This window comes from Streptomyces sp. NPDC030021, from assembly GCF_055574035.1.
On the sequence record NZ_JBVIAH010000032.1, the window covers coordinates 1 to 18,079 of the forward strand.

The following is an 18,079-nucleotide window of genomic DNA, read 5'->3' on the forward strand; positions in this document are numbered from 1 at the left end:
GCTGGTCGGTCCAGCCTGCCCGGCAGCCATCGGACGAGCACGCCTGACCAGCGAGGGCTTGTCGCGACAGTAGCTCCTGGCCCCGAGGCGAGCCGAGAGAATCACGATCTTCCCTCCCGCCCCTACGCCCGGGCCATCGCTGATCCACAGAATTCGAGGTCCTGACCGGCGCGGGCACTTGTGCGGCGTTGCTGGTGATGGACAACCGGGACGCCGCCCGGAAGCTGTTCCGCTTCTACGACCTGCGGCACACGGGCAACACCCTCGCCACCGACATCGGCGCCAACGTCCGCAGCCGGCGCACGCCGGTGGATCGGGGCCGGGCACCAGCGCGACCGCCACCGTCCACAGGATCGTTCCCCCGCTCGCGGCTCCGGCCGGAGCGGCCCGGCGGAGGTGACGAACAGGGGTGGTGAGGGGGCCGTCAGCGACCACTCGGCGTCCAATCTGACGCCCCGTTGCGGTACTTATGGCACGCGAACGGCACGCGGGCTCGAAGAGATCTGGACAACAAACAGCCCCAGGTCTGTGACCTGGGGCTTTGTCGTGGAGCGGATGACGGGAATCGAACCCGCGCCATAAGCTTGGGACTCTACGGCGCGCCGGTGATCCACATGCCTTCTGGCCTGCGTGTATGTGCCCAGGTGAGGGCCGTCGGGAGGGCCTCTTCTCACCGGATCTGACCGCTGTTGACTGCTCCTCTGGGCATGGATGGGCACGGGCCCTTAGACGTGGCGGGTTGGGGCGCCCCGGCCCTGAACACCGCGCTGAACTTCAGTCGAGGCCATTCGCAGCACTGACTGCTTCGCGCGTGGCTTGCCGGTTGTCGTCGCTACGGGCGTAGGCGAGGGAGATCACCATGTTGCTGAGGCGGAAGGCGACCTGCGCGGCGATGTTCTTGCCGGGGGTGGGCGGCCGGAAGCGGAGGAAGGCTTCCTCGCCGAGGCCGAGCAGGTCCTCCTGCGTGTCCTTCTCCCAGCCCAGCTCGCCCTCGGCGCGCTCCTCGCGGAAGTCCTTGCGAGCCAGGTCGACCATGAGGCGGCTCGCGAAGAGAAGGACGTTGGCCCGGTGGAGCCGTCCGCCGGCGTACGGATCCCGCACTGGCGCTGACGCGGGGTGCGCCCTCCGCCGAACGGCGTTCGGGCAGAGGGGGAAGGCGCGGAAGCTCGCGGGGCTGTCCGAAAGCTTCACCTTCTACGATCTCCATCCTCTTGATGTCGGCCACCAGCTTCAGGGAAGAGCCCGACCAGGTCGGCCGGCGACGTGAACTCGACGGCCGCGGTGCCGCTGCCGCCATCCCGGCATACGTGCCGAGCCAGACAGCTCCAGCAGCCTCGACGGAGGAGCCGGGAGATGGCCGCGATGCCAGACGGTCAGCGGTAGTACCCCTCGATCACGGCTCGCACCTCGTCGAGCAGCGTGGGGCCGTCCTGCGGCACGGGCGGTCGGCCGCTGCCCGGCCTGATGTCCAGGAGCTGTTCGTTGGACAGGGCGAACACCACCCGCCGCAGGCCCGCCTGTTGGATGACGGCCTCGCACATCTCGCACGGCTGGCAGCTGGTGTACATCGTGGTTTCCGCCGCCGTGGCCGCGTCCAGCTCCCTTGCGGCCCATCTCGCCAGCTTCAGTTCCGGGTGCGCGGTGATGTCCCTGTCTGTGCGGGTCGTGTTGTGCTCCTCTGCCAGAACCGCCCCGTCCGGTCCCGACAACAGCGACCCGAACGGCGGGTCACCGCCCGCGCGTGCCTTGGCGGCGAGCGCGATGGCCCGCCGGAGGAAGGCGTGGTCGACGGGTGTGGTCATGACTGCTCCGTTCTGGTGCGGGGTGGGTAGAAGTGCGCGGCCACCGTGGCGAGTGCCTGCCAAACCGCCTGCGGGTGGCAGGTCTTGCGGGGGTCGCCGTCGTAAGGGTCGAGGACGACGGCATCGGCACCCAGCAGCCGCAGTTGGTCGAGGTCGTCCATGATTTGGTCGATCGTGCCCTCGCCGGCGAGTCGTTGCGGCCCGCTGACTGGTGCCGCAGTCAGTTTGAGGGCGATGCGGGGGGCCAGGGCGGGCACGGGGAGGTGCTGCTCGTCCGCCGACGCCCTCAGTCTTTCCGCGGCTTCGCGCAGCCACGGCATGGTGCAGCGCAGCGGATGCCATGCGTCCCCGAGTCGCACGGCTCGGCGCAGCCCCGCGTCGCTGTTGCCGCCGACCCACACCGGGATCCTGCGGTTTCCATAGGAGGCGGTGTCCGCCCAGGCCGTCCGCATGTCCCGCAGGTGGTCGTCGGTCAGTCGTCCACGCCGTTCGAACGGGATTCCGAGGGCGGCGAACTCCTGCCGCGCCCAGCCCACTCCCACGCCGAGGACCAGCCGACCCCCGCTCAGTTCATCCAGGTTGGCTGCCATCCGGGCGGTGAGCAGCGGGTGCCGGTAGGGAGTGATGAGGACCGTCGTGCCGAGCCGGACCCGGGTGGTGAGGCCGGCCAGCCAGGACAAGGTGGTGAAGGGCTCGTAGAAGGGTGCCGGATAGCGCTCGGCGACGTCGGGCGTGATGGCGACGTGGTCCGAGACCATGAGCAGGTCGAAGCCCAGGCCCTCGACGGTCTGGGCCCAGCTTCGAAGGACTCCCGGGTCGGTGCCGGGGCCGAAATTGAGGACGTTGACTCCGATCTTCACAACGCCGAGCCTAGCCACGCCGTACGGGCCTCCAGAAGTAATTCCCGCCTGTTCAGAAGCGTTTCGACCGTGGATCCGCCGGTATTCTGGGCGGATGACCGAGAGTCTTGATGCGACGGACTGGGCGATCCTGGCCGAACTCCAACGGGACGGTCGGATCGCGTTCACGGAGCTGGCACGGCGGGTGAACCTGAGCGCGTCGGCGACGAAGGAGCGGGTGCGGCGGTTGGAGGCGGCCGAGGTGATCGCGGGGTACCGGGCGGAGGTGGACCTGGAACGGACCGGCTACGCGGTACTGGCGGTGGTTCGGCTGAAATATCCAGGGCCGGGGACCCGGCACGAGCCGTTGCGCCGGCTGCTCGAGGAGCGCTCGGAGGTCCTGGAGTGCCTGCGCACCACGGGGGACGACTGCTACGTCCTGAAGGTGGCGACCAGGTCGATGGCCCACCTGGAGGAGATCGTCGACGCGCTGGCCCAGTTCGGGAGCACGACCACCAACCTCGTCCTCAGCCGGACGCTGCCGTTCCGCGGCCCGCGAGAGCCTCGGGCGAATACCGTCGGGTAGGCGTCAATGCGGCACGCGGACGCCGGAGCCGGCCCGGGCAAGGCGGCCCGAGACCGCCGACCAACGAGCGCCGGACCTTCCATCTCCTCTACAGCTCCTACTCGTCCTGTCCGTGACCGATGAGGCGCTGGCCGCCCAGCCGTTCATCGACAACCCCGACGCCTCGGAGAACGCCCTGACCGGCCTGCTCGAACAGACCCAGGCCTCGGACCTGGCCGATCCCGGCATCGACGCGCGCACGGAGGCGATCAGCCTGCTCGCGATGACGGCGACCATGGGCACCAGCATCCTCGTGGTCCAGCGGAGTCCGGAGTCTGCCATCGCGGTACTCCAGCACCACCTGGACCGGATCTTCGCGACCGCCGAGACACCGGCGGCCGAGTAGGGCCCAATGCGGCTGTTCAGTTTCCGCGCCATGCGGTGAGCAGTTCGTCCGGGCCGTACGTTGCCTGGAGTCCGGCGCAGCTGACGCCGCTGCGGGACACCGCGATCAGCGGCACGGGATCGTCGGTGACCGCTGCCCGATGTTTGTGCAGTGCGGCGAGATCGTGGCTGCCGAAGGCCGAGTTCTCCAGCCACTTGACCGACCCGAGGAAGAGCAGTTGCTTGGCCACCGGCTGGCGGTCGGCGCCGACCAGGTCGATCTCGACGTCGTTGCTGCGCGTCCAGTACCCGCCGATGGCCGAGGCGGCGGGCAGGTTGCCGTCGGGTAGGAGGCGGGCGAGGGATTCGCGGACGACCGGCTCGATGGCCCGGCCTCGCCAGCTTGTCCATTGTTCTTTGATCCGGCTCAGGGTCAGATCGCCGCGCATACGTTCGATCTCCGCCATGTGCGGATCCAGGAACGCCAGCCAGAAGCGGAGATACGGGTCGGCCACCCGATAGCGGCGCTCCTTGGATGGGCGGAGGGAGACGGGCAGTTCGGCCGCGACCACGCGCTTCTCCGTCAGGACGTCCGTGGCCCTGGTGAGGGTGGTGTGGGCGATGCCGCCGGCCGCCCGGGCGATGTTTGTGAACGTGCGCTCGCCGCTCCCGATGGCACGCAGCACTTCCCGGCTCATCGCTTGGGGAGGGAACTCGGCGGCCAGTGAGCGTTCGGCGGAGACCAGGAGTGCGGAGATGGGATTGTCGAGCGAGGCGCGGAGGAACTCCCACAGCGAGGCCCCCCGCTGCCACTCGGCGCAGATCAGCGGCAGTCCGCCGGTCACCAGGGCGGCATCGAATGCGGCCGCCGGTTCCAGGCCGATCATGTCGCCGATGTCAGCGGGATTGAGCGGCCCGAGCACCATCTCGCGTCCGCGCTGGTGGAAGGGCCGGTCGTAGCTGTTCAGAGCCTCCATCATCGACAGATCGGAGCCGACGAGCAGCAGGAGTACCGGCTTGCGGCTGAGTAGCCGGTCCCACGCTCTCTGCAGCATGCCTTCGAAGGCGTCGATCCGGTCCATGAGGTACGGGACTTCGTCGATCACGACCACGCTCGGGCTGTCGTCGGGCAGGATCTGCGCAAGCAGCCGGAACGCGGCGTTCCATTGGGTTGGAGCCTCTTCGGCGAACAGCGACCGCTCCGGCAGGGTGGAGGAAGCGACGGCTTCGAGCAGCTCCGTCAGCTCATCCTCGGCTGATCCCCCTGCTGCCGTGAAGAAGAGGTAGGGGACCTCGGCCCGTCTCAGGAACTCCTCGACCAGGCTCGACTTGCCGACCCGACGGCGCCCTCGCAGCAGGATGCACTCGCCGGGCTTCTGCGAACCGGCTGCCTCGCGGACCTTGTCGAAGGCCGCGCCCAAAACCCGCAGCTCCCGCTCCCGCCCGATGAAACGCATGCAGTACGCTCCCGTCGAAGATAGTATCGATAGCGATACTATCGCGCCTGGTGGTATTGGGTCGGACGTTTCGCCCGCCGGGCGCCCCGTGTTGCCGGACGTCGGGAATTCGGCCGCTTGGCCCCAACTCGCTGTGATGATCGGCCCCTTGTGGTGCGCGGAGGGTGCGGTCACCTCTGAAAGCTCTAGACAGCAGAGAAGGCCCAGGTCGCTGACCTGGGCCTTCTCTCAAGAGCGGATGACGGGAATCGAACCCGCGCTATAAGCTTGGGAATCTACTGCCCGGAAACCCATCGCATGGCTTCTGACCTGCGAAAACCGCCTCCAACGCGCACCTTCCGGCGCTTTTTCCGGATCCGGTTCCAGCCGCTGTTGACCGTCCTGAAGGCATGGTTGGGGCACGGACGTGTCGCCGCTACCCGGCGTCCGCCGTGGCGGCCCCCCGGCGTGCGGCCGTTCAGTTCACCGGGATGATGTCGGGGGCGCCGAGCCGCACCGCGTCGGCGGTCCGGTCGTCCGGCTGCTGCTGGGCCTCGCGCTCGGCGGCCACGCGCTTGAGGTAGTGGTCGACCTCGCGGTCCTGGTGCGCCCGGTCCCATCCCAGGTGGGGCGCCATCAGCTGGGCCACGGTCGGCGCCGCGTCCACCCCGCGGTCCCAGGACTCGATGGAGATCCGGGTGCGCCGGGCGAGGACGTCCTCCAGGTGGCGGGCTCCCTCGTGGGTCACCGCGTACACGGCCTCGACCCTCAGGTAGTCGTCGGAGCTCGGCAGTGCCTCGCCGAGCGCGGGGTCGGCCGCCACCAGGGCGAGCAGTTCGGGCGCCAGGGAGCCGTAGCGGTTCAGGAGGTGCTCGATGCGCGCGACATGGAGCCCGGAACGCCCAGCGAGCCGGTGTCGGGAGTTCCACAGCGCCGGATAGCCGTCGGCGCCCAGCAGCGGGACGCGGTGCGTGATGCAGTCGGGAACCTTCTCGTCCAGGCCTCGGACGGCCTCGTCGACCGCGTCCTTAGCCATCACCCGGTACGTGGTGTACTTGCCGCCCGCCACCACGACGAGTCCGGGCACGGGATGGGCGACGAGGTGCTCCCGGGACAGCTTGCTGGTCTCCGCCGCCTCGCCGGACAGGAGGGGGCGCAGGCCGGCGTAGACGCCCTCTACGTCCTCGGGGACCAGTGGGGTGGCCAGGACGCTGTTGACGTGTTCCAGCAGGTAGGTGACGTCCTTGGAGCTGAGCGCGGGGTGGGCTTTGTCGAGCGTCCAGTCCGTGTCGGTGGTCCCGATGATCCAGTGCCGGCCCCAGGGGATGACGAACAGCACGCTCTTCTCGGTGCGCAGGATCAGACCGGTGCGGGAGTTGATGCGGTCACGGGGGACGAGCAGGTGGACGCCCTTGGAGGCGCGGACGTGAAACTGGCCGCGGGTGCCGGCCATGGCCTGGGTGTCGTCCGTCCACACCCCGGTCGCGTTGATGACCTGCTTGGCCCGCACCTCCGTCTCGTCGCCGCTCTCCAGGTCCGTGACGACGGCGCCGACCACCCGCTCGCCCTGTCGCAGGAAGCGGCTGACGCGGGTGCGGTTGGCGGTCAGTGCCCCGTACGAGGCGGCCGTACGGGCGAGGAACAGGGTGTGCCGGGCGTCGTCGACCTGGGCGTCCCAGTACTGGATGGCGCCCACCAAGGCGTCGGAGCGCAGCGCGGGCGCCTCGCGCAGGGCCCGGTGCCTGCTCAGGTGGCGGTGGATGGGCAGGCCGCCGGAGGTGCCGGAGGCCCTGGCCATCGCGTCGTACAGCAGCACGCCGCTGCCGACGTACGGGCGCTCCGTGACGCGGTGTCGCAGGGGGTAGAGGAACGGCACCGGACGTACCAGGTGGGGGGCGAGGAACCGGAGCAGGAGGCCCCGTTCCTTGAGTGCTTCGGCGACGAGGCGGAAGTCGAGCATCTCCAGGTAGCGCAGGCCGCCGTGGATGAGTTTGCTGGAGCGGCTGGACGTACCCGAGGCCCAGTCGCGGGCTTCGACGAGTGCGACGCTCAGGCCCCGGGTGGCGGCGTCCAGGGCGGCCCCGCTGCCGACGACGCCGCCACCGACGACGAGGACGTCGAGTTCGCCCCGTCCCATGTCGGCGAGGGACTTCGTGCGGGCTTGGGGTGAGAGGGCCACCGGATCGACCATGGTCTCCTCCTCAGTGCTGCGGGCACGCGTGGCCGGATCGGCCGGAACCTATTCGACCTTGGTCCAGTCGAGCGTGCGCTCCACCGCCCGCTTCCAGCCCTCGTACCCTTCCGCGCGCCGTTCCTCCGACCACTCGGGCGCCCAGCGCTTGGACTCCTGCCAGTGGGTGCGCAGTTCGTCCGTGTCGCGCCAGAAGCCGGTGGCGAGCCCGGCCGCGTAGGCGGCGCCGAGCGCGGTCGTCTCGGCGACGACCGGACGGCTGACCGGCACGCCGAGGACGTCGGCCTGGGTCTGCATGCACAGGTCGTTGGCCGTGACTCCGCCGTCGACCTTGAGCACGTCGAGGTGGACGCCGGAGTCCTGCTCCATGGCTTCCACCACGTCGCGGGTCTGATAGCAGATGGCCTCCAGAGTGGCTCGCGCCAGGTGTCCGTTGTCGTGGTAGCGGGCCAGACCGACGATCGCGCCGCGGGCGTCGGAGCGCCAGTACGGGGCGAACAGGCCGGAGAAGGCGGGGACGAAGTACATGCCGCCGCTGTCCTCGACCGTGCGTGCCAGGCGTTCGCTCTCGGCGGCGTCACCGATGATCTTCAGCTGGTCGCGCAGCCATTGCACGGCGGAGCCGGTGACCGCGATGGATCCTTCGAGGGCGTAGATCGCGGGGCTGTCGCCGAACTGGTACGCCACGGTGGTCAGGAGGCCGTGCTGCGAGCGGACCAGTTCCGTCCCGGTGTTGAGCACCAGGAAGTTGCCGGTTCCGTACGTGTTCTTCGCCTCGCCGGGCGCGTAGCAGACCTGCCCGACGGTGGCCGCCTGCTGGTCGCCGAGGACACCGGTGATGGGAATGGCCTCGCGCAGCGGCCGGGAGGTGCGGGTCTGTCCGTACGCCTCCGGGTGGGAGGACGGGTTGATGGTGGGCAGCATGGCCCTGGGTACGCCGAAGAAGCCGAGCAGTTCGTCGTCCCAGTCGAGGGTCTCCAGGTCCATGAGCATGGTGCGACTGGCGTTGGTGACGTCGGTGGCGTGGACGCCGCCGTCGGGTCCGCCGGTGAGGTTCCACAGCACCCAGCAGTCGGTGTTGCCGAAGAGGGCATGGCCCTGCTCGGCGGCCTCCCGCACGCCGTCGACGTTCTCCAGGATCCATTGGATCTTGCCGCCGGAGAAGTAGGTGGCCGGTGGCAGCCCCGCCTTACGGCGGATGACGTCGCCCTGGCCGCCGCGCTCCAGTGCCGCTGCGATGGAGTCGGTACGGGTGTCCTGCCAGACGATGGCGTTGTAGTACGGGCGGCCGGTGCGGGGGTCCCAGACGACGGTCGTCTCGCGCTGGTTGGTGATGCCGACGGCCGCCAGGTCGGAGGCGTCGAGGTTTCCGTGGCGCAGGGCGTTCTGGATCACCGAGTTGGTGCGTTCCCAGATCTCCACCGGGTCGTGTTCGACCCACCCCGAGCGCGGGAGGATCTGGGAGTGCTCCAGCTGGTGCCGCGCCACCTCGTTGCCGGCGTGGTCGAAGATCATGAAACGGGTGCTCGTGGTCCCCTGGTCCACTGCGCCGACGAAGTCAGCCATGGGGTGCCGCCTCCTCTTGGGATGCCGTGTGTGGGGCTGTCGTCCGGGACGGGACGGGCGGTGCCCGGCCGTCCCGGATCAGGTCAGCTCTCGTCCGGTGCCGGTACGCGTCCGGGAGGCTCCGGTTCGGCGGTCGGCAGGAACCGGCCGATGAGGAGCTTGTAGATACCCGCACCCAGCACACCGCCGATGAACGGGCCGATGATCGGCACCCAGAAGTAGAAGTTCCCGTACTGATCTCTCCATGCCCCTCCGTACCCGGTGAGGAAGCTGGCCAGACGGGGGCCGAGGTCACGGGCCGGGTTGATCGCGTACCCGGCGTTGGTGCCCCACGCCATGCCGATGGCCACGACGATCAGACCGACGATGAACGGGGCCAGGTTGGCGCCGGGAGGCGTGCCCAGCAGGTCCGTGACCGCGAAGATCAGCAGGAGCAGGATCGCGGTGCCGATGATCTGGTCGCGCAGTGCGCCCCACTCGGTCACCGGCAGGTTCGTGTTTCCGTTGGCCGGGAGCGTGGAGAAGACGACCTGCGTCTTGATGGTGTGACCTGGGTCGGCCTTGGCCAGCGCCTCGGTGTAGTTCCAGCGGACGATCAGGGCCGCCACGAAGGCTCCGGCTACCTGCGCCAGCGCGTAGGGGGCGACCCTCTTCCACGGGAATCCCTTGAAGGCCGCAAGGGCGACGGTCACCGCGGGATTGAGGTGGGCGCCGCTCAGCCTTGCCGCGACGTAGACGCCTAGGGTCACGCCGAGACCCCAGGCCCAGGCGATGCTGTCGTGGTTTCCGAGGCCGCCCGCGGGGTCCGTCAGGGCTCCGCCGGCGACCACCTGGGCCACGACACCACAGCCGAAGAGGATGAGGATCATGGTGCCGGCGAATTCGGCAGAGAGTTCGCCGATCAGCCCATGCGCTTTGAGGCGCTCCTTCATGGGTGCCCGCTTCCCGCCGGTCCGAAGACCGGCATTCGACTGCCCCGAGCCCCCCCGGTTCAGCGTAAGACGGGTCGCCTGTACCGGAAAGGCGAGGGCGGTCCGGTCCCGCGGAGGCCGGTGCCCGCTTCGGATTCCCGGTCCTCCTCCGAGGCGGCCGCCCGAGCTCTCGCGGATGTCCGCGGCGTGGCAGCACACTGTTCGTATGGCGTGCCCTCGCTGACGCGCTTGCCCGGCGCTTGGTGTTCCGTGACGGTGCCGGACCGCGCACCCGCCGCTGCTCCGACCGGGAGGCACACGATGAAGATGCTGATCAACAGTCCGCAGACCGTGGTCGCCGACGCCCTCCGGGGGCTGGCCGCAGCCCACCCGGACCTGGACGTGGACGCCGAGGCCCGGGTCGTCGTACGGCGGGACGCACGGCAGGGCGGGCGGGTCGGTCTCGTCTCCGGCGGCGGCTCCGGACACGAGCCCTTGCACGCGGGCTTCGTCGGACCCGGAATGCTGTCCGCCGCCTGTCCGGGCGAAGTGTTCACTTCCCCCGTGCCCGACCAGATGGTGCGGGCGGCCAAGGCCGTGGACTCCGGCCAGGGGGTGCTGTTCGTCGTCAAGAATTACACGGGGGACGTGCTGAACTTCGACATGGCCGCCGAGCTCGCCGAGGAGGACGGCATCCGGGTCGAGCGGGTGCTGGTGAACGACGACGTCGCCGTGACCGACAGCCTCTACACCGCCGGGCGCCGGGGGACGGGGGCCACGCTCTTCGTCGAGAAGATCGCCGGGGCGGCGGCGGAGGAGGGCGCTCCCCTGGAGCAGGTCGCCGCCATCGCCCGGCGGGTCAACGAGGCCTCGGGCAGCTTCGGCGTGGCGCTGAGCGCCTGCACCACGCCTGCCAAGGGCAGTCCCACCTTCGATCTGCCGGACGGCGAGCTCGAGCTGGGCATCGGGATCCACGGGGAGCCGGGCCGGGAGCGGCGCCCGATGATGCTGGCGGGGGAGATCGCGGAGGTCGCGGTGGGCTCCGTGCTGGACGACATGGCGAACGCGGCCCCTGTCGACGGGCCGGTACTGGTCCTGGTGAACGGGATGGGCGCGACGCCGTTGCTGGAGCTGTACGGATTCCACGCGGAGGTGGCCCGGGTGCTGGCGGCACGGGGCGTACAGGTGGCCCGGACCCTCGTGGGGAACTACGTCACCTCGCTGGACATGGCGGGGTGCTCGGTGACGCTGTGCCGGGCCGACGAGGAGATGCTGCGGCTGTGGGACGCGCCGGTGCAGACGGCAGCGCTGCGCTGGGGCCGCTGACCCCCCAGGCGGTCTCCCGCGGCGCATCCGTCGGGAGCCGGACACGGGCTCCGACCGGTGTGCCGGATCTTCTGTCGAACGGCGGGCGCCCGCCCGCGTGTCGGACGCGGCGCGTCTTTCCTGTCGCTCCAAGGGCGAGGGGCCGGAGCCCGTCGTCGCGAACTGGCGGACCTGGGTGGGCGGTTACGTGCCCGGCTTCGTGGAGCGACACAAGACGCCCTCACGTTCGCGTGGTGCACGGCGCGCGAAAGACCCTCCGAGCAGGGCATTCCTGCGAGTTGGCGTGCGCGGAGGGGACCGCAAGGCTGAATGGGTCTAGACAATGAAGAAGGCCCAGGTCTGTGACCTGGGCCTTCGTTCAAGAGCGGATGACGGGAATCGAACCCGCGCTATAAGCCTGGGAGTCTACGGCGCGCCGATGGCCCGAATGGGCTCTGGCCTGCTGTTTCCCGTCCTGGCCGCCTCTGTCGGGACTGCATCTGCGCACCGGTTCTGACCGCTGTTCACCGCCCCTAAGGGCACGGTTGGGGCACGCCCCTGATGATGGTGGCCCACGAGGGGTGTGAGCCGCCCGGAATGCCTGCAAGTCGGCGTCCCTGGCAGGCGGCTGCCGCCTGGGTTGCTCCCGCAAGCGGGCGGAGGCCGCGCCGCCTTCTTGGTCAGGCGCCGTAGACGAGCCGGAAGATGTCGTTGAGGACGTACACCGGATGGTGATCAACGGGATCCTGTTCCGAATCCGTACGGGTGTGCCGTGGCGGGATCTGCCGGAGCGGTTCGGAAGCGTCTTTCACGGCACGGTAACGGTGGCTTCGATCCGTCTCTGGCTCAAGCAGTGACCCATCGGCATCTCAAGCCGGCGGGTGATGAGCCTGCTGGTAGTGCGCCCACCCGAGGGTGATTCCCGAAGCGAGCAGGACGAGGGCTGCCCCGATCAGGGTGAAGCCGAGCCGCTGCGCGTCGGTGACGGGCACATCGGCGATGCTGGTCGCGGTGAACAGCACGACGGTGGGGGTTACGACGATCGTCCACAGGAGGTAGGAGTGCGGGCCGAGGGCGACCATGACGAGGATCACGCCCAGGACCAGGGCGATGCCCAGCACGACGGCCTCGGATTCGGTGACCGATGCGACGATCCCGGCGATCGTGGCCCCGACGACGGTTCCAGCGATCCGGGCCAAGGTCCGTTTCACGGATGCGTCGCCGCCGTACTGGGTCACTGCCAGCACCGTCACCACCAGCCAGGCGCCGTTGGACCCGGGCCGCCAGATCAGGACGCCCAGGGTGCTCGCCGTGCACAGCACGGTGATGGTGACGGTGTAGGCGAGGGTGTCCGCCCGGGTCCACGGCTGGGGGCGCGGCGGCATCGGCATCTTCCGTCTCCGCAGCAGTGGTGGGAAGACCAGCGCCGCCCACAGGGCCCCGCCTCCCAGGAACAGCATGTTCCACAGCAGGTACGAGGTGCTGGTCCGGTCCAACGCCGGTGGCCACTCCACGGCGGCGGGGCGATGACCATGAACGCGAGAAACAGCGGGATCAGCACCAGGACGACGCCACGGTCATGTGCTTGGACTGGCACGGCACCCATCAGGCCACGCGCAGCGCTGACGCCGGGGCGGACCTCACGGAAGCATCAGCGCCTGAATAGCACTCCGCCCACAACCCACCCTGCAGCCACGACCCGACGATCACGACCGAAGCGGGGCGGTTGCGCGAACGCCGCCCCCTGGGCGCGCAGCACGCCGATGCCGGCGGGCACCTAACAGGCCGAGGACTGCGGCGCGGCTGATTCGGCGGCGCGGCGGTATTCGGCGTTGATGCGCTGGGCTTCTTCGAGCTGGTCCTCGAGGATGATGATGCGGCAGGCGGCCTCGATGGGGGTGCCCTGGTCGACGAGCTCACGGGCGCGGGCGGCGATACGCAGCTGGTAGCGGGAATAGCGGCGGTGGCCGCCCTCGGAGCGGAGCGGGGTGATGAGGCGGGCTTCGCCGATGGCGCGGAGGAAGCCCTGGGTGGTGCCGAGCATCTCGGCGGCCCGGCCCATGGTGTAGGCGGGGTAGTCGTCGTCGTCGAGACGGCCGAACGAGTCGTCTGCTGTCATTGAACCTCTCTCATGGAACGCATGGAGGGGCCCTGGTGCCGTACGGCACCAGGGCCCCGAAGGAACTACTACACCATCTGTCGGCCCTGATACTGCGCCGACCCTGTGTTTCCGCCGCCCCGGCCGACACGCTGCCGGGAGTGCGGGGATCGCGGTTGCTTGACCGGAGACCACCTCGCTATCGATGTCCTGCGGTACCCGGGCTCAAGGCTTCCGCCCGGGCGATCCTGATGGTGCTCGGCTCCTCCGTTCTTCCCTCGGTGATCAACTGCTTACTGCTTGCACTGCTCATACTGCGTACTCCTGGTGGCCTGACCTAGCGCCACTCTTCGGCAGCCAGCCCCGTCGCCCGTCCTGCGTCTGCTCTGGCTTAGAACCCCACTGCCGAACTTCCCGGTGCGCGCGCCCGCAGCCGACGCCTTCACCGAGGTGCTGCTCACTTACTTCACTGCTGGGTACTGCGAACTGCACTTACGGGTACTGCCACTGCGTTAACTGCGTACTGCTCATGGCGGCCCCTGATCACTGCGGGCCGCCCGGTCCGGTCGTCAGTCCCGTCGCCGTCCTGCAACAACCCTGGCTTCGGAACTCCACCACCGCACCGTCATGCGCACTGCAACTGCGGGTACTGCTGCCCGGCAGTTCGTCTCTGCCAGGCCCTGCTGTCTCTCTGGGCTACGAGAGAAACCATAACCACGCCACCGCTCAATGTCTACTCCGGCCGTCACAGATTTTCGCGCCCGCCGAGGAGAGCTAGACCTTCGCAGTCGGACCAGCTGTGCAGAGCAGCCTGCACAGCAGGTCAGGGGCTCGGACGCCCTGTCCTGTACGGCCGTACCGGTGGATTCGGCTGGCCCATGGTCACCGCATCGCCCGAGCAACCGGTGTCACCCGTCGGGCCTCCGGTGGGAAGACGGTCAGTGCCCTTCTCGACCGGTAGTGCTACCGGTCGAAAGGACGGGACGACCGGTGCATAAAATCGGCTCTCATGTCGAAGCCTGACGAGCTGCTCGTTGACGTTGCCACCTTGGTGGAGTCCGGGCAGAGCAATCAGATGTCCCTGACCGTGGTCACCGGCGGTGCTGTCATCACCGGTCGGCTGGCTCCCGAGGCCGTGTGGAGGCAGCGGGTGTCGGAGGTCCTGACGGACTCGGCCCGCCTGGGCGAGTTCGCCGCCATCTTCACCGCCACGACACCCCGGGAGGGGCCGCCCACCCATCTGCACTTCCATGTGGCCCGCATCCTTCAGGGCACGGTGGGGATCCCGGAGACGGGCGGGATGTACCGCGTCTCGATCGCGGACGTCAGCGCCTGGACCATGGGCGACTTCAGCTACTCCGACCACTGACCCGGCGTCGCGTAGGAAACCCCTGGGTACGCGGGAGGGCCCGACCAGCGCGCTTGCTGGTCGGGCCCTCTTCGCTGTTCGGGTGTCGGCTTGCGCCGGTCCTGTCCGTCAGACGGTCACCGGGATGCCGAGCATTGCGGAAGCCTGCTGGAGCGGGCTGAGGACGCGCGTGGGCACGGTGGCCCGGGGGAGGCCGCGGCAGGTGAACCCGAGCTGGTTCATGGCCCGGAGGACTTCACCGGCGCTGAAGTCACGGCGGTCCTGGCGGGTGATGACCTGACCGACCTGCTTGACGGGGTAGGTACGGCGCCCGATGGTCACTGACTCGCCGACGACCTGCTCGGGCTTGACGCCCTTCATCGACTCCAGGACACCGCTCTTGGTCAGGTCGAACGGGAAACGGGCGATGACACAGCGCATGATGCCTCACAGGAAGTAGAAGGGGACTGTCGTTCCGCGGTGAGGCGGTTCAGCGGGCAAGGGCGAGGACGCCCAGAGCGCTGCCCTGGTCATCGACGACCGGCAGGGCATCGAGCCGGCGGTAGCGCATCGCGTGTTCGGCTTCGGCCATCGTGGTCACGGGCGAGGTGACCGGCCCGCGGTCTCCCAGAAGGTCGCGGAGACGGACCTGGTCCGTGTACGCCGCGCTGTCGCGGACGGTGGCGAGCCCGGCCTGGGTGACCAGCCCGGTGCACAGGCCGTCCTCGTCGCAGACGAGCAGATGACCCGCGCGGGCACTGGCCATGACAGCCAGGGCCACCTCGACCGTCATGTCGTCACAGACCTGTGGACCGGCCGCCTCCATCGTGTCGCCCACCGTCCGGTGCACAGGGTTGGCGTTCGCGGAGCGGGGCTGCATCTGGACCAGCGTCAAAACGTGCCTCCTGCAGAGATGGGTCAGTTTCCTGATCACGTGGTTCTCAGGCCGCCGCATCGAAGGCGGACTGCCGCACGCTCACACGCCGGACCGTCGAAGCGGGCCGACGCCTGCCACGGGAGGCCGTGCTGCGCTTGGCGCGTTCGACGACCGGTGCGGTGATGACGACGGGGATTCCGGAGGGGGCCTGGGCACCGGTGATCCGGTTCAAGGCCTCTTCGCCCGAGCGGACCTGGGTGGTCTGCGGGGTGATGCCCGCGGCCTGCATGAGGCGGGTCATGTCGCGGCGCTGGTTGGGGGTGACCAGGGTGACGACGCTGCCGGACTCGCCGGCGCGCGCGGTACGGCCGCCACGGTGGAGGTAGTCCTTGGGGTCGGTCGGCGGGTCGACGTTCACGACGAGGTCGAGGTTGTCGACGTGGATGCCGCGCGCCGCCACGTTCGTCGCGACCAGCACGGTGACGTGGCCGGTCTTGAACTGGGCGAGGGTGCGGGTGCGCTGCGGCTGCGACTTCCCGCCGTGCAGGGCGGCGGCCCGGACACCGCTGTTCAGCAGGTCCTGGGTCAGCCGGTCGACGGCGTGCTTGGTGTCGAGGAACATCATCACCCGGCCCTCGCGCGCCGCGATCTCCGTGGTTGTCCGGTGCTTGTCGGCGCCGTGGACGTGCAGCACGTGGTGCTCCATCGTGGTCACCGCACCGGCCGAGGGATCCACCGAGTGCACGACAGGGTCGGTCAGGTACCGGCGCACCAGCAGGTCGACATTGCGGTCCAGGGTGGCGGAGAACAGCATCCGCTGCCCCTCGGGACGCACCTGGTCCAGGAGGGCGGTGACCTGCGGCATGAAGCCCATGTCGGCCATCTGGTCGGCTTCGTCCAGGACGGTGATCGCGACCCGGTTCAGGTGGCAGTCGCCGCGGTCGATGAGGTCCTTCAACCGGCCGGGCGTGGCTACGACGACCTCCGTGCCTCCGCGCAGCGCTCCGGCCTGCTTGCCGATCGACATGCCGCCGACGACGGTGGTCAGGCGCAGCTTCACGGCGCGGGCGTAGGGGGTGAGGGCGTCGGTCACCTGCTGGGCCAGCTCGCGGGTGGGGACGAGGACCAGGGCGAGCGGCTGGCGGGGCTCGGCGCGCTGCCCGGCGGTCCGGGCCAGCAGGGCGAGGCCGAAGGCGAGCGTCTTGCCGGAGCCGGTACGCCCGCGGCCGAGCACGTCACGGCCCGCAAGGGTGTTGGGCAGGGTGGCGCCCTGGATCGGGAAGGGCACGGTCACGCCCTGCGCGCCGAGAGCAGCCAACAGCTCGGCCGGCATGGCGAGGTCGGCGAAGGCCTCGACGGCGGGCAGCGCGGGAGTGATGGTCTTCGGCAGGGCGAACTCGCCCTGTACCGCGGCGGGCCGGCGGCCGTAGCCGCCGGAGCGGCTCGGACCTCCCGAACGGCTCGGGGCGGAGGAGGCGAAGCGGCTGCCCCGACCGGAACCGGCGGCGGAGCCGAACGCGGGGGCGCTGGTACGGCTGCGGGTGCGAGCGGAGCGGTTGTTCGTACGCGTGGGGTTCATTCAGAATCTTCCTTGATGCGGCACGTATCAAGGAATTCCCGCAGCGGAAACGCAGCGCAGGGAATCGCAAGAACGGGCCGAATGAAATGCGAAAGCGACTCTGGACTGCAGGGATTCTGTACGGTCGCAGGCGCTGAGATGGGCTGGCGTCATGCGGACGCGAAATTCAGAAAAGTCGAGTGGGGTTGAAGATCCGCGGAGGACGTAACCCTGAATGTTTCGTCCCGCAGGTGACACCACTGCGGGAAATGTGTGCAGCTGGGGCCCGCACCCCGAGGGATGCGGGCCCCAGCTACGAAATGCGCGTCAGCGTCAGGCGGGAACGATGTTCTCGGCCGTCGGGCCCTTCTGGCCCTGCGCGATGTCGAAGGTGACCTTCTGGCCTTCCAGCAGCTCGCGGAAGCCCTGGGCTGCGATGTTCGAGAAGTGGGCGAAGACGTCGTCGCCGCCACCGTCCTGCTCGATGAAGCCGAAGCCCTTTGCCGCGTTGAACCACTTCACGGTGCCAGATGCCATGTCATATCTCCTTTGGGGCAGTACACCAGCGTCCGCACTGTACGGACACCGTGTCGCCGCGATGATGCCCCGCCGGATAACTACCGGAAATATGAAGTGCTCGAAAGTGGCGCGAAGACCGACTGGAGCACTTGAAGTTTTTGGGTACCAAAACTGCAACCGAGATCGACAGTAGCATGCCGCAGCGGTTGGTGTGCGTGAAATATCTCCATCGTGTGCGGCGCGGAAAAACTCTCCCTGCGGGGTCCATTAAACTCTCTGACCGCGGGGATAGATATTGATTCCCCCCGAGTGCAGCGTTTCGGGAGCAAGGGTGTCCGCCAGCTGCGACGTGCGGTCCATCGGAACGTGAGCCTGCGGGGTGGGTCCGCAGCGCCCTCCCGATGGGATCAGCAGCTCGCAGGTGCTCCATGGCGGTCTCGGGGGCGCTCACGGCGAGGCGGCGTGACCAGCCCCCACACTCGCTACACGTCTGTTCCACAGCGCCTGACCATCACTGCGGTCGTTCGCGGAGCCGCTCTCGAAGGTGGAGGAGAACCTCGGTGTCGGCGATGTCGACCAGGGCTGCCAACAGGATCCGGATACGTACCTCATCGCCGTGGCCCACAGCCTGCACGATGGCCTCGACCGTGGCGGCCGCCTCGGCGGGAAGGCATGGTGGG

At 69.1% G+C, this 18,079-nt stretch carries 16 protein-coding genes and 2 pseudogenes; 5 read left to right on the forward strand and 13 right to left on the reverse strand.

Annotation, left to right across the window (positions count from 1 at the left end; all coding sequences use genetic code 11):
- Positions 1–774: 774 nt before the first annotated feature.
- The 3 genes from ACZ4YL_RS38300 to ACZ4YL_RS38310 all read right to left on the reverse strand — a co-directional run bounded on the left by ACZ4YL_RS38300 (position 775) and on the right by ACZ4YL_RS38310 (position 2,662).
- Positions 775–1,035: a hypothetical protein gene (locus tag ACZ4YL_RS38300; RefSeq protein ID WP_468122893.1), complete on the reverse strand. Its 261-nt coding sequence runs from the start codon at positions 1,033–1,035 to the stop codon at positions 775–777.
- A gap of 338 nt (positions 1,036–1,373) precedes the next feature.
- On the reverse strand, positions 1,374–1,802 hold the full coding sequence (locus tag ACZ4YL_RS38305) for a nucleoside deaminase (protein WP_468122894.1): 429 nt from the start codon (positions 1,800–1,802) through the stop codon (positions 1,374–1,376).
- Positions 1,799–2,662 (reverse strand): LLM class flavin-dependent oxidoreductase, encoded by an 864-nt coding sequence (locus ACZ4YL_RS38310; protein WP_468122895.1) that lies wholly within the window; start codon positions 2,660–2,662, stop codon positions 1,799–1,801. Before ACZ4YL_RS38310 ends, ACZ4YL_RS38305 begins: the two co-directional genes overlap by 4 nt.
- Before the next feature lie 94 nt (positions 2,663–2,756).
- Here ACZ4YL_RS38310 and ACZ4YL_RS38315 point away from each other — a divergent pair, with 94 nt between their 5' ends.
- The gene (locus ACZ4YL_RS38315; protein ID WP_468122896.1) at positions 2,757–3,227 is read left to right on the forward strand and encodes an Lrp/AsnC family transcriptional regulator; all 471 of its coding nucleotides are present in this window, start codon (positions 2,757–2,759) and stop codon (positions 3,225–3,227) included.
- A 53-nt stretch (positions 3,228–3,280) separates the two neighbouring features.
- Positions 3,281–3,612, forward strand: a pseudogene (locus ACZ4YL_RS38320) (TetR/AcrR family transcriptional regulator); the annotation flags it as partial.
- Between the two features lie 16 nt (positions 3,613–3,628).
- Here the strand turns inward: ACZ4YL_RS38320 and ACZ4YL_RS38325 are convergent.
- From ACZ4YL_RS38325 to ACZ4YL_RS38340, 4 genes are all read right to left on the reverse strand, one after another.
- Positions 3,629–5,047, reverse strand: a complete 1,419-nt coding sequence (locus tag ACZ4YL_RS38325) for an ATP-binding protein (protein ID WP_468122956.1) — start codon at positions 5,045–5,047, stop codon at positions 3,629–3,631.
- 457 nt (positions 5,048–5,504) lie between these two features.
- On the reverse strand, positions 5,505–7,217 hold the full coding sequence (locus ACZ4YL_RS38330) for a glycerol-3-phosphate dehydrogenase/oxidase (protein ID WP_468122897.1): 1,713 nt from the start codon (positions 7,215–7,217) through the stop codon (positions 5,505–5,507).
- 48 nt (positions 7,218–7,265) lie between these two features.
- Complete coding sequence (glpK, locus tag ACZ4YL_RS38335) at positions 7,266–8,783, reverse strand: glycerol kinase GlpK (protein ID WP_468122898.1); 1,518 nt, start codon at positions 8,781–8,783, stop codon at positions 7,266–7,268.
- Between the two features lie 83 nt (positions 8,784–8,866).
- Complete coding sequence (locus ACZ4YL_RS38340; protein WP_468122899.1) at positions 8,867–9,715, reverse strand: MIP/aquaporin family protein; 849 nt, start codon at positions 9,713–9,715, stop codon at positions 8,867–8,869.
- 300 nt (positions 9,716–10,015) lie between these two features.
- Between ACZ4YL_RS38340 and dhaK the strand changes: the two genes are divergently transcribed.
- Entirely contained in the window at positions 10,016–11,020 is a 1,005-nt protein-coding gene (gene dhaK, locus ACZ4YL_RS38345; protein ID WP_468122901.1) for a dihydroxyacetone kinase subunit DhaK, read from the forward strand.
- A gap of 701 nt (positions 11,021–11,721) precedes the next feature.
- A pseudogene (locus ACZ4YL_RS38350) lies at positions 11,722–11,799 on the forward strand (transposase); the annotation flags it as partial.
- 69 nt (positions 11,800–11,868) lie between these two features.
- Here ACZ4YL_RS38350 and ACZ4YL_RS38355 read toward each other — a convergent pair.
- A complete protein-coding gene (locus tag ACZ4YL_RS38355; RefSeq protein WP_468122902.1) occupies positions 11,869–12,495 on the reverse strand; it encodes an FUSC family protein in 627 nt (208 codons plus the stop codon).
- Positions 12,496–12,776: 281 nt separating this feature from the next.
- On the reverse strand, positions 12,777–13,118 hold the full coding sequence (locus tag ACZ4YL_RS38360; RefSeq protein WP_468122904.1) for a MerR family transcriptional regulator: 342 nt from the start codon (positions 13,116–13,118) through the stop codon (positions 12,777–12,779).
- A 988-nt stretch (positions 13,119–14,106) separates the two neighbouring features.
- Between ACZ4YL_RS38360 and ACZ4YL_RS38365 the strand changes: the two genes are divergently transcribed.
- Positions 14,107–14,466: a hypothetical protein gene (locus ACZ4YL_RS38365; RefSeq protein ID WP_326588932.1), complete on the forward strand. Its 360-nt coding sequence runs from the start codon at positions 14,107–14,109 to the stop codon at positions 14,464–14,466.
- Positions 14,467–14,574: 108 nt separating this feature from the next.
- Here the strand turns inward: ACZ4YL_RS38365 and ACZ4YL_RS38370 are convergent, their stop codons facing one another.
- From ACZ4YL_RS38370 to ACZ4YL_RS38385, 4 genes are all read right to left on the reverse strand, one after another.
- On the reverse strand, positions 14,575–14,886 hold the full coding sequence (locus ACZ4YL_RS38370) for an SCO5918 family protein (protein WP_468122906.1): 312 nt from the start codon (positions 14,884–14,886) through the stop codon (positions 14,575–14,577).
- Positions 14,887–14,935: 49 nt separating this feature from the next.
- The gene (locus ACZ4YL_RS38375; protein ID WP_468122907.1) at positions 14,936–15,340 is read right to left on the reverse strand and encodes a CBS domain-containing protein; all 405 of its coding nucleotides are present in this window, start codon (positions 15,338–15,340) and stop codon (positions 14,936–14,938) included.
- Between the two features lie 46 nt (positions 15,341–15,386).
- A complete protein-coding gene (locus ACZ4YL_RS38380) occupies positions 15,387–16,901 on the reverse strand; it encodes a DEAD/DEAH box helicase (RefSeq protein WP_468122909.1) in 1,515 nt (504 codons plus the stop codon).
- 312 nt (positions 16,902–17,213) lie between these two features.
- A complete protein-coding gene (locus tag ACZ4YL_RS38385) occupies positions 17,214–17,417 on the reverse strand; it encodes a cold-shock protein (protein ID WP_030647895.1) in 204 nt (67 codons plus the stop codon).
- Between the last annotated feature and the right edge of the window lie 662 nt (positions 17,418–18,079).

Coding starts and splice junctions, on each gene's coding strand:
- ACZ4YL_RS38365 (WP_326588932.1), top strand. CDS start 14,107: ATGTCGAAGCCTGACGAGCTGCTCGTTGACGTTGCCACCTTGGTGGAG.
- ACZ4YL_RS38370 (WP_468122906.1), bottom strand. CDS start 14,886: ATGCGCTGTGTCATCGCCCGTTTCCCGTTCGACCTGACCAAGAGCGGT.
- glpK (WP_468122898.1), bottom strand. CDS start 8,783: ATGGCTGACTTCGTCGGCGCAGTGGACCAGGGGACCACGAGCACCCGT.
- ACZ4YL_RS38385 (WP_030647895.1), bottom strand. CDS start 17,417: ATGGCATCTGGCACCGTGAAGTGGTTCAACGCGGCAAAGGGCTTCGGC.
- ACZ4YL_RS38380 (WP_468122909.1), bottom strand. CDS start 16,901: ATGAACCCCACGCGTACGAACAACCGCTCCGCTCGCACCCGCAGCCGT.
- ACZ4YL_RS38325 (WP_468122956.1), bottom strand. CDS start 5,047: ATGCGTTTCATCGGGCGGGAGCGGGAGCTGCGGGTTTTGGGCGCGGCC.
- ACZ4YL_RS38340 (WP_468122899.1), bottom strand. CDS start 9,715: ATGAAGGAGCGCCTCAAAGCGCATGGGCTGATCGGCGAACTCTCTGCC.
- ACZ4YL_RS38330 (WP_468122897.1), bottom strand. CDS start 7,217: ATGGTCGATCCGGTGGCCCTCTCACCCCAAGCCCGCACGAAGTCCCTC.
- ACZ4YL_RS38300 (WP_468122893.1), bottom strand. CDS start 1,035: ATGGTCGACCTGGCTCGCAAGGACTTCCGCGAGGAGCGCGCCGAGGGC.
- dhaK (WP_468122901.1), top strand. CDS start 10,016: ATGAAGATGCTGATCAACAGTCCGCAGACCGTGGTCGCCGACGCCCTC.
- ACZ4YL_RS38360 (WP_468122904.1), bottom strand. CDS start 13,118: ATGACAGCAGACGACTCGTTCGGCCGTCTCGACGACGACGACTACCCC.
- ACZ4YL_RS38305 (WP_468122894.1), bottom strand. CDS start 1,802: ATGACCACACCCGTCGACCACGCCTTCCTCCGGCGGGCCATCGCGCTC.
- ACZ4YL_RS38315 (WP_468122896.1), top strand. CDS start 2,757: ATGACCGAGAGTCTTGATGCGACGGACTGGGCGATCCTGGCCGAACTC.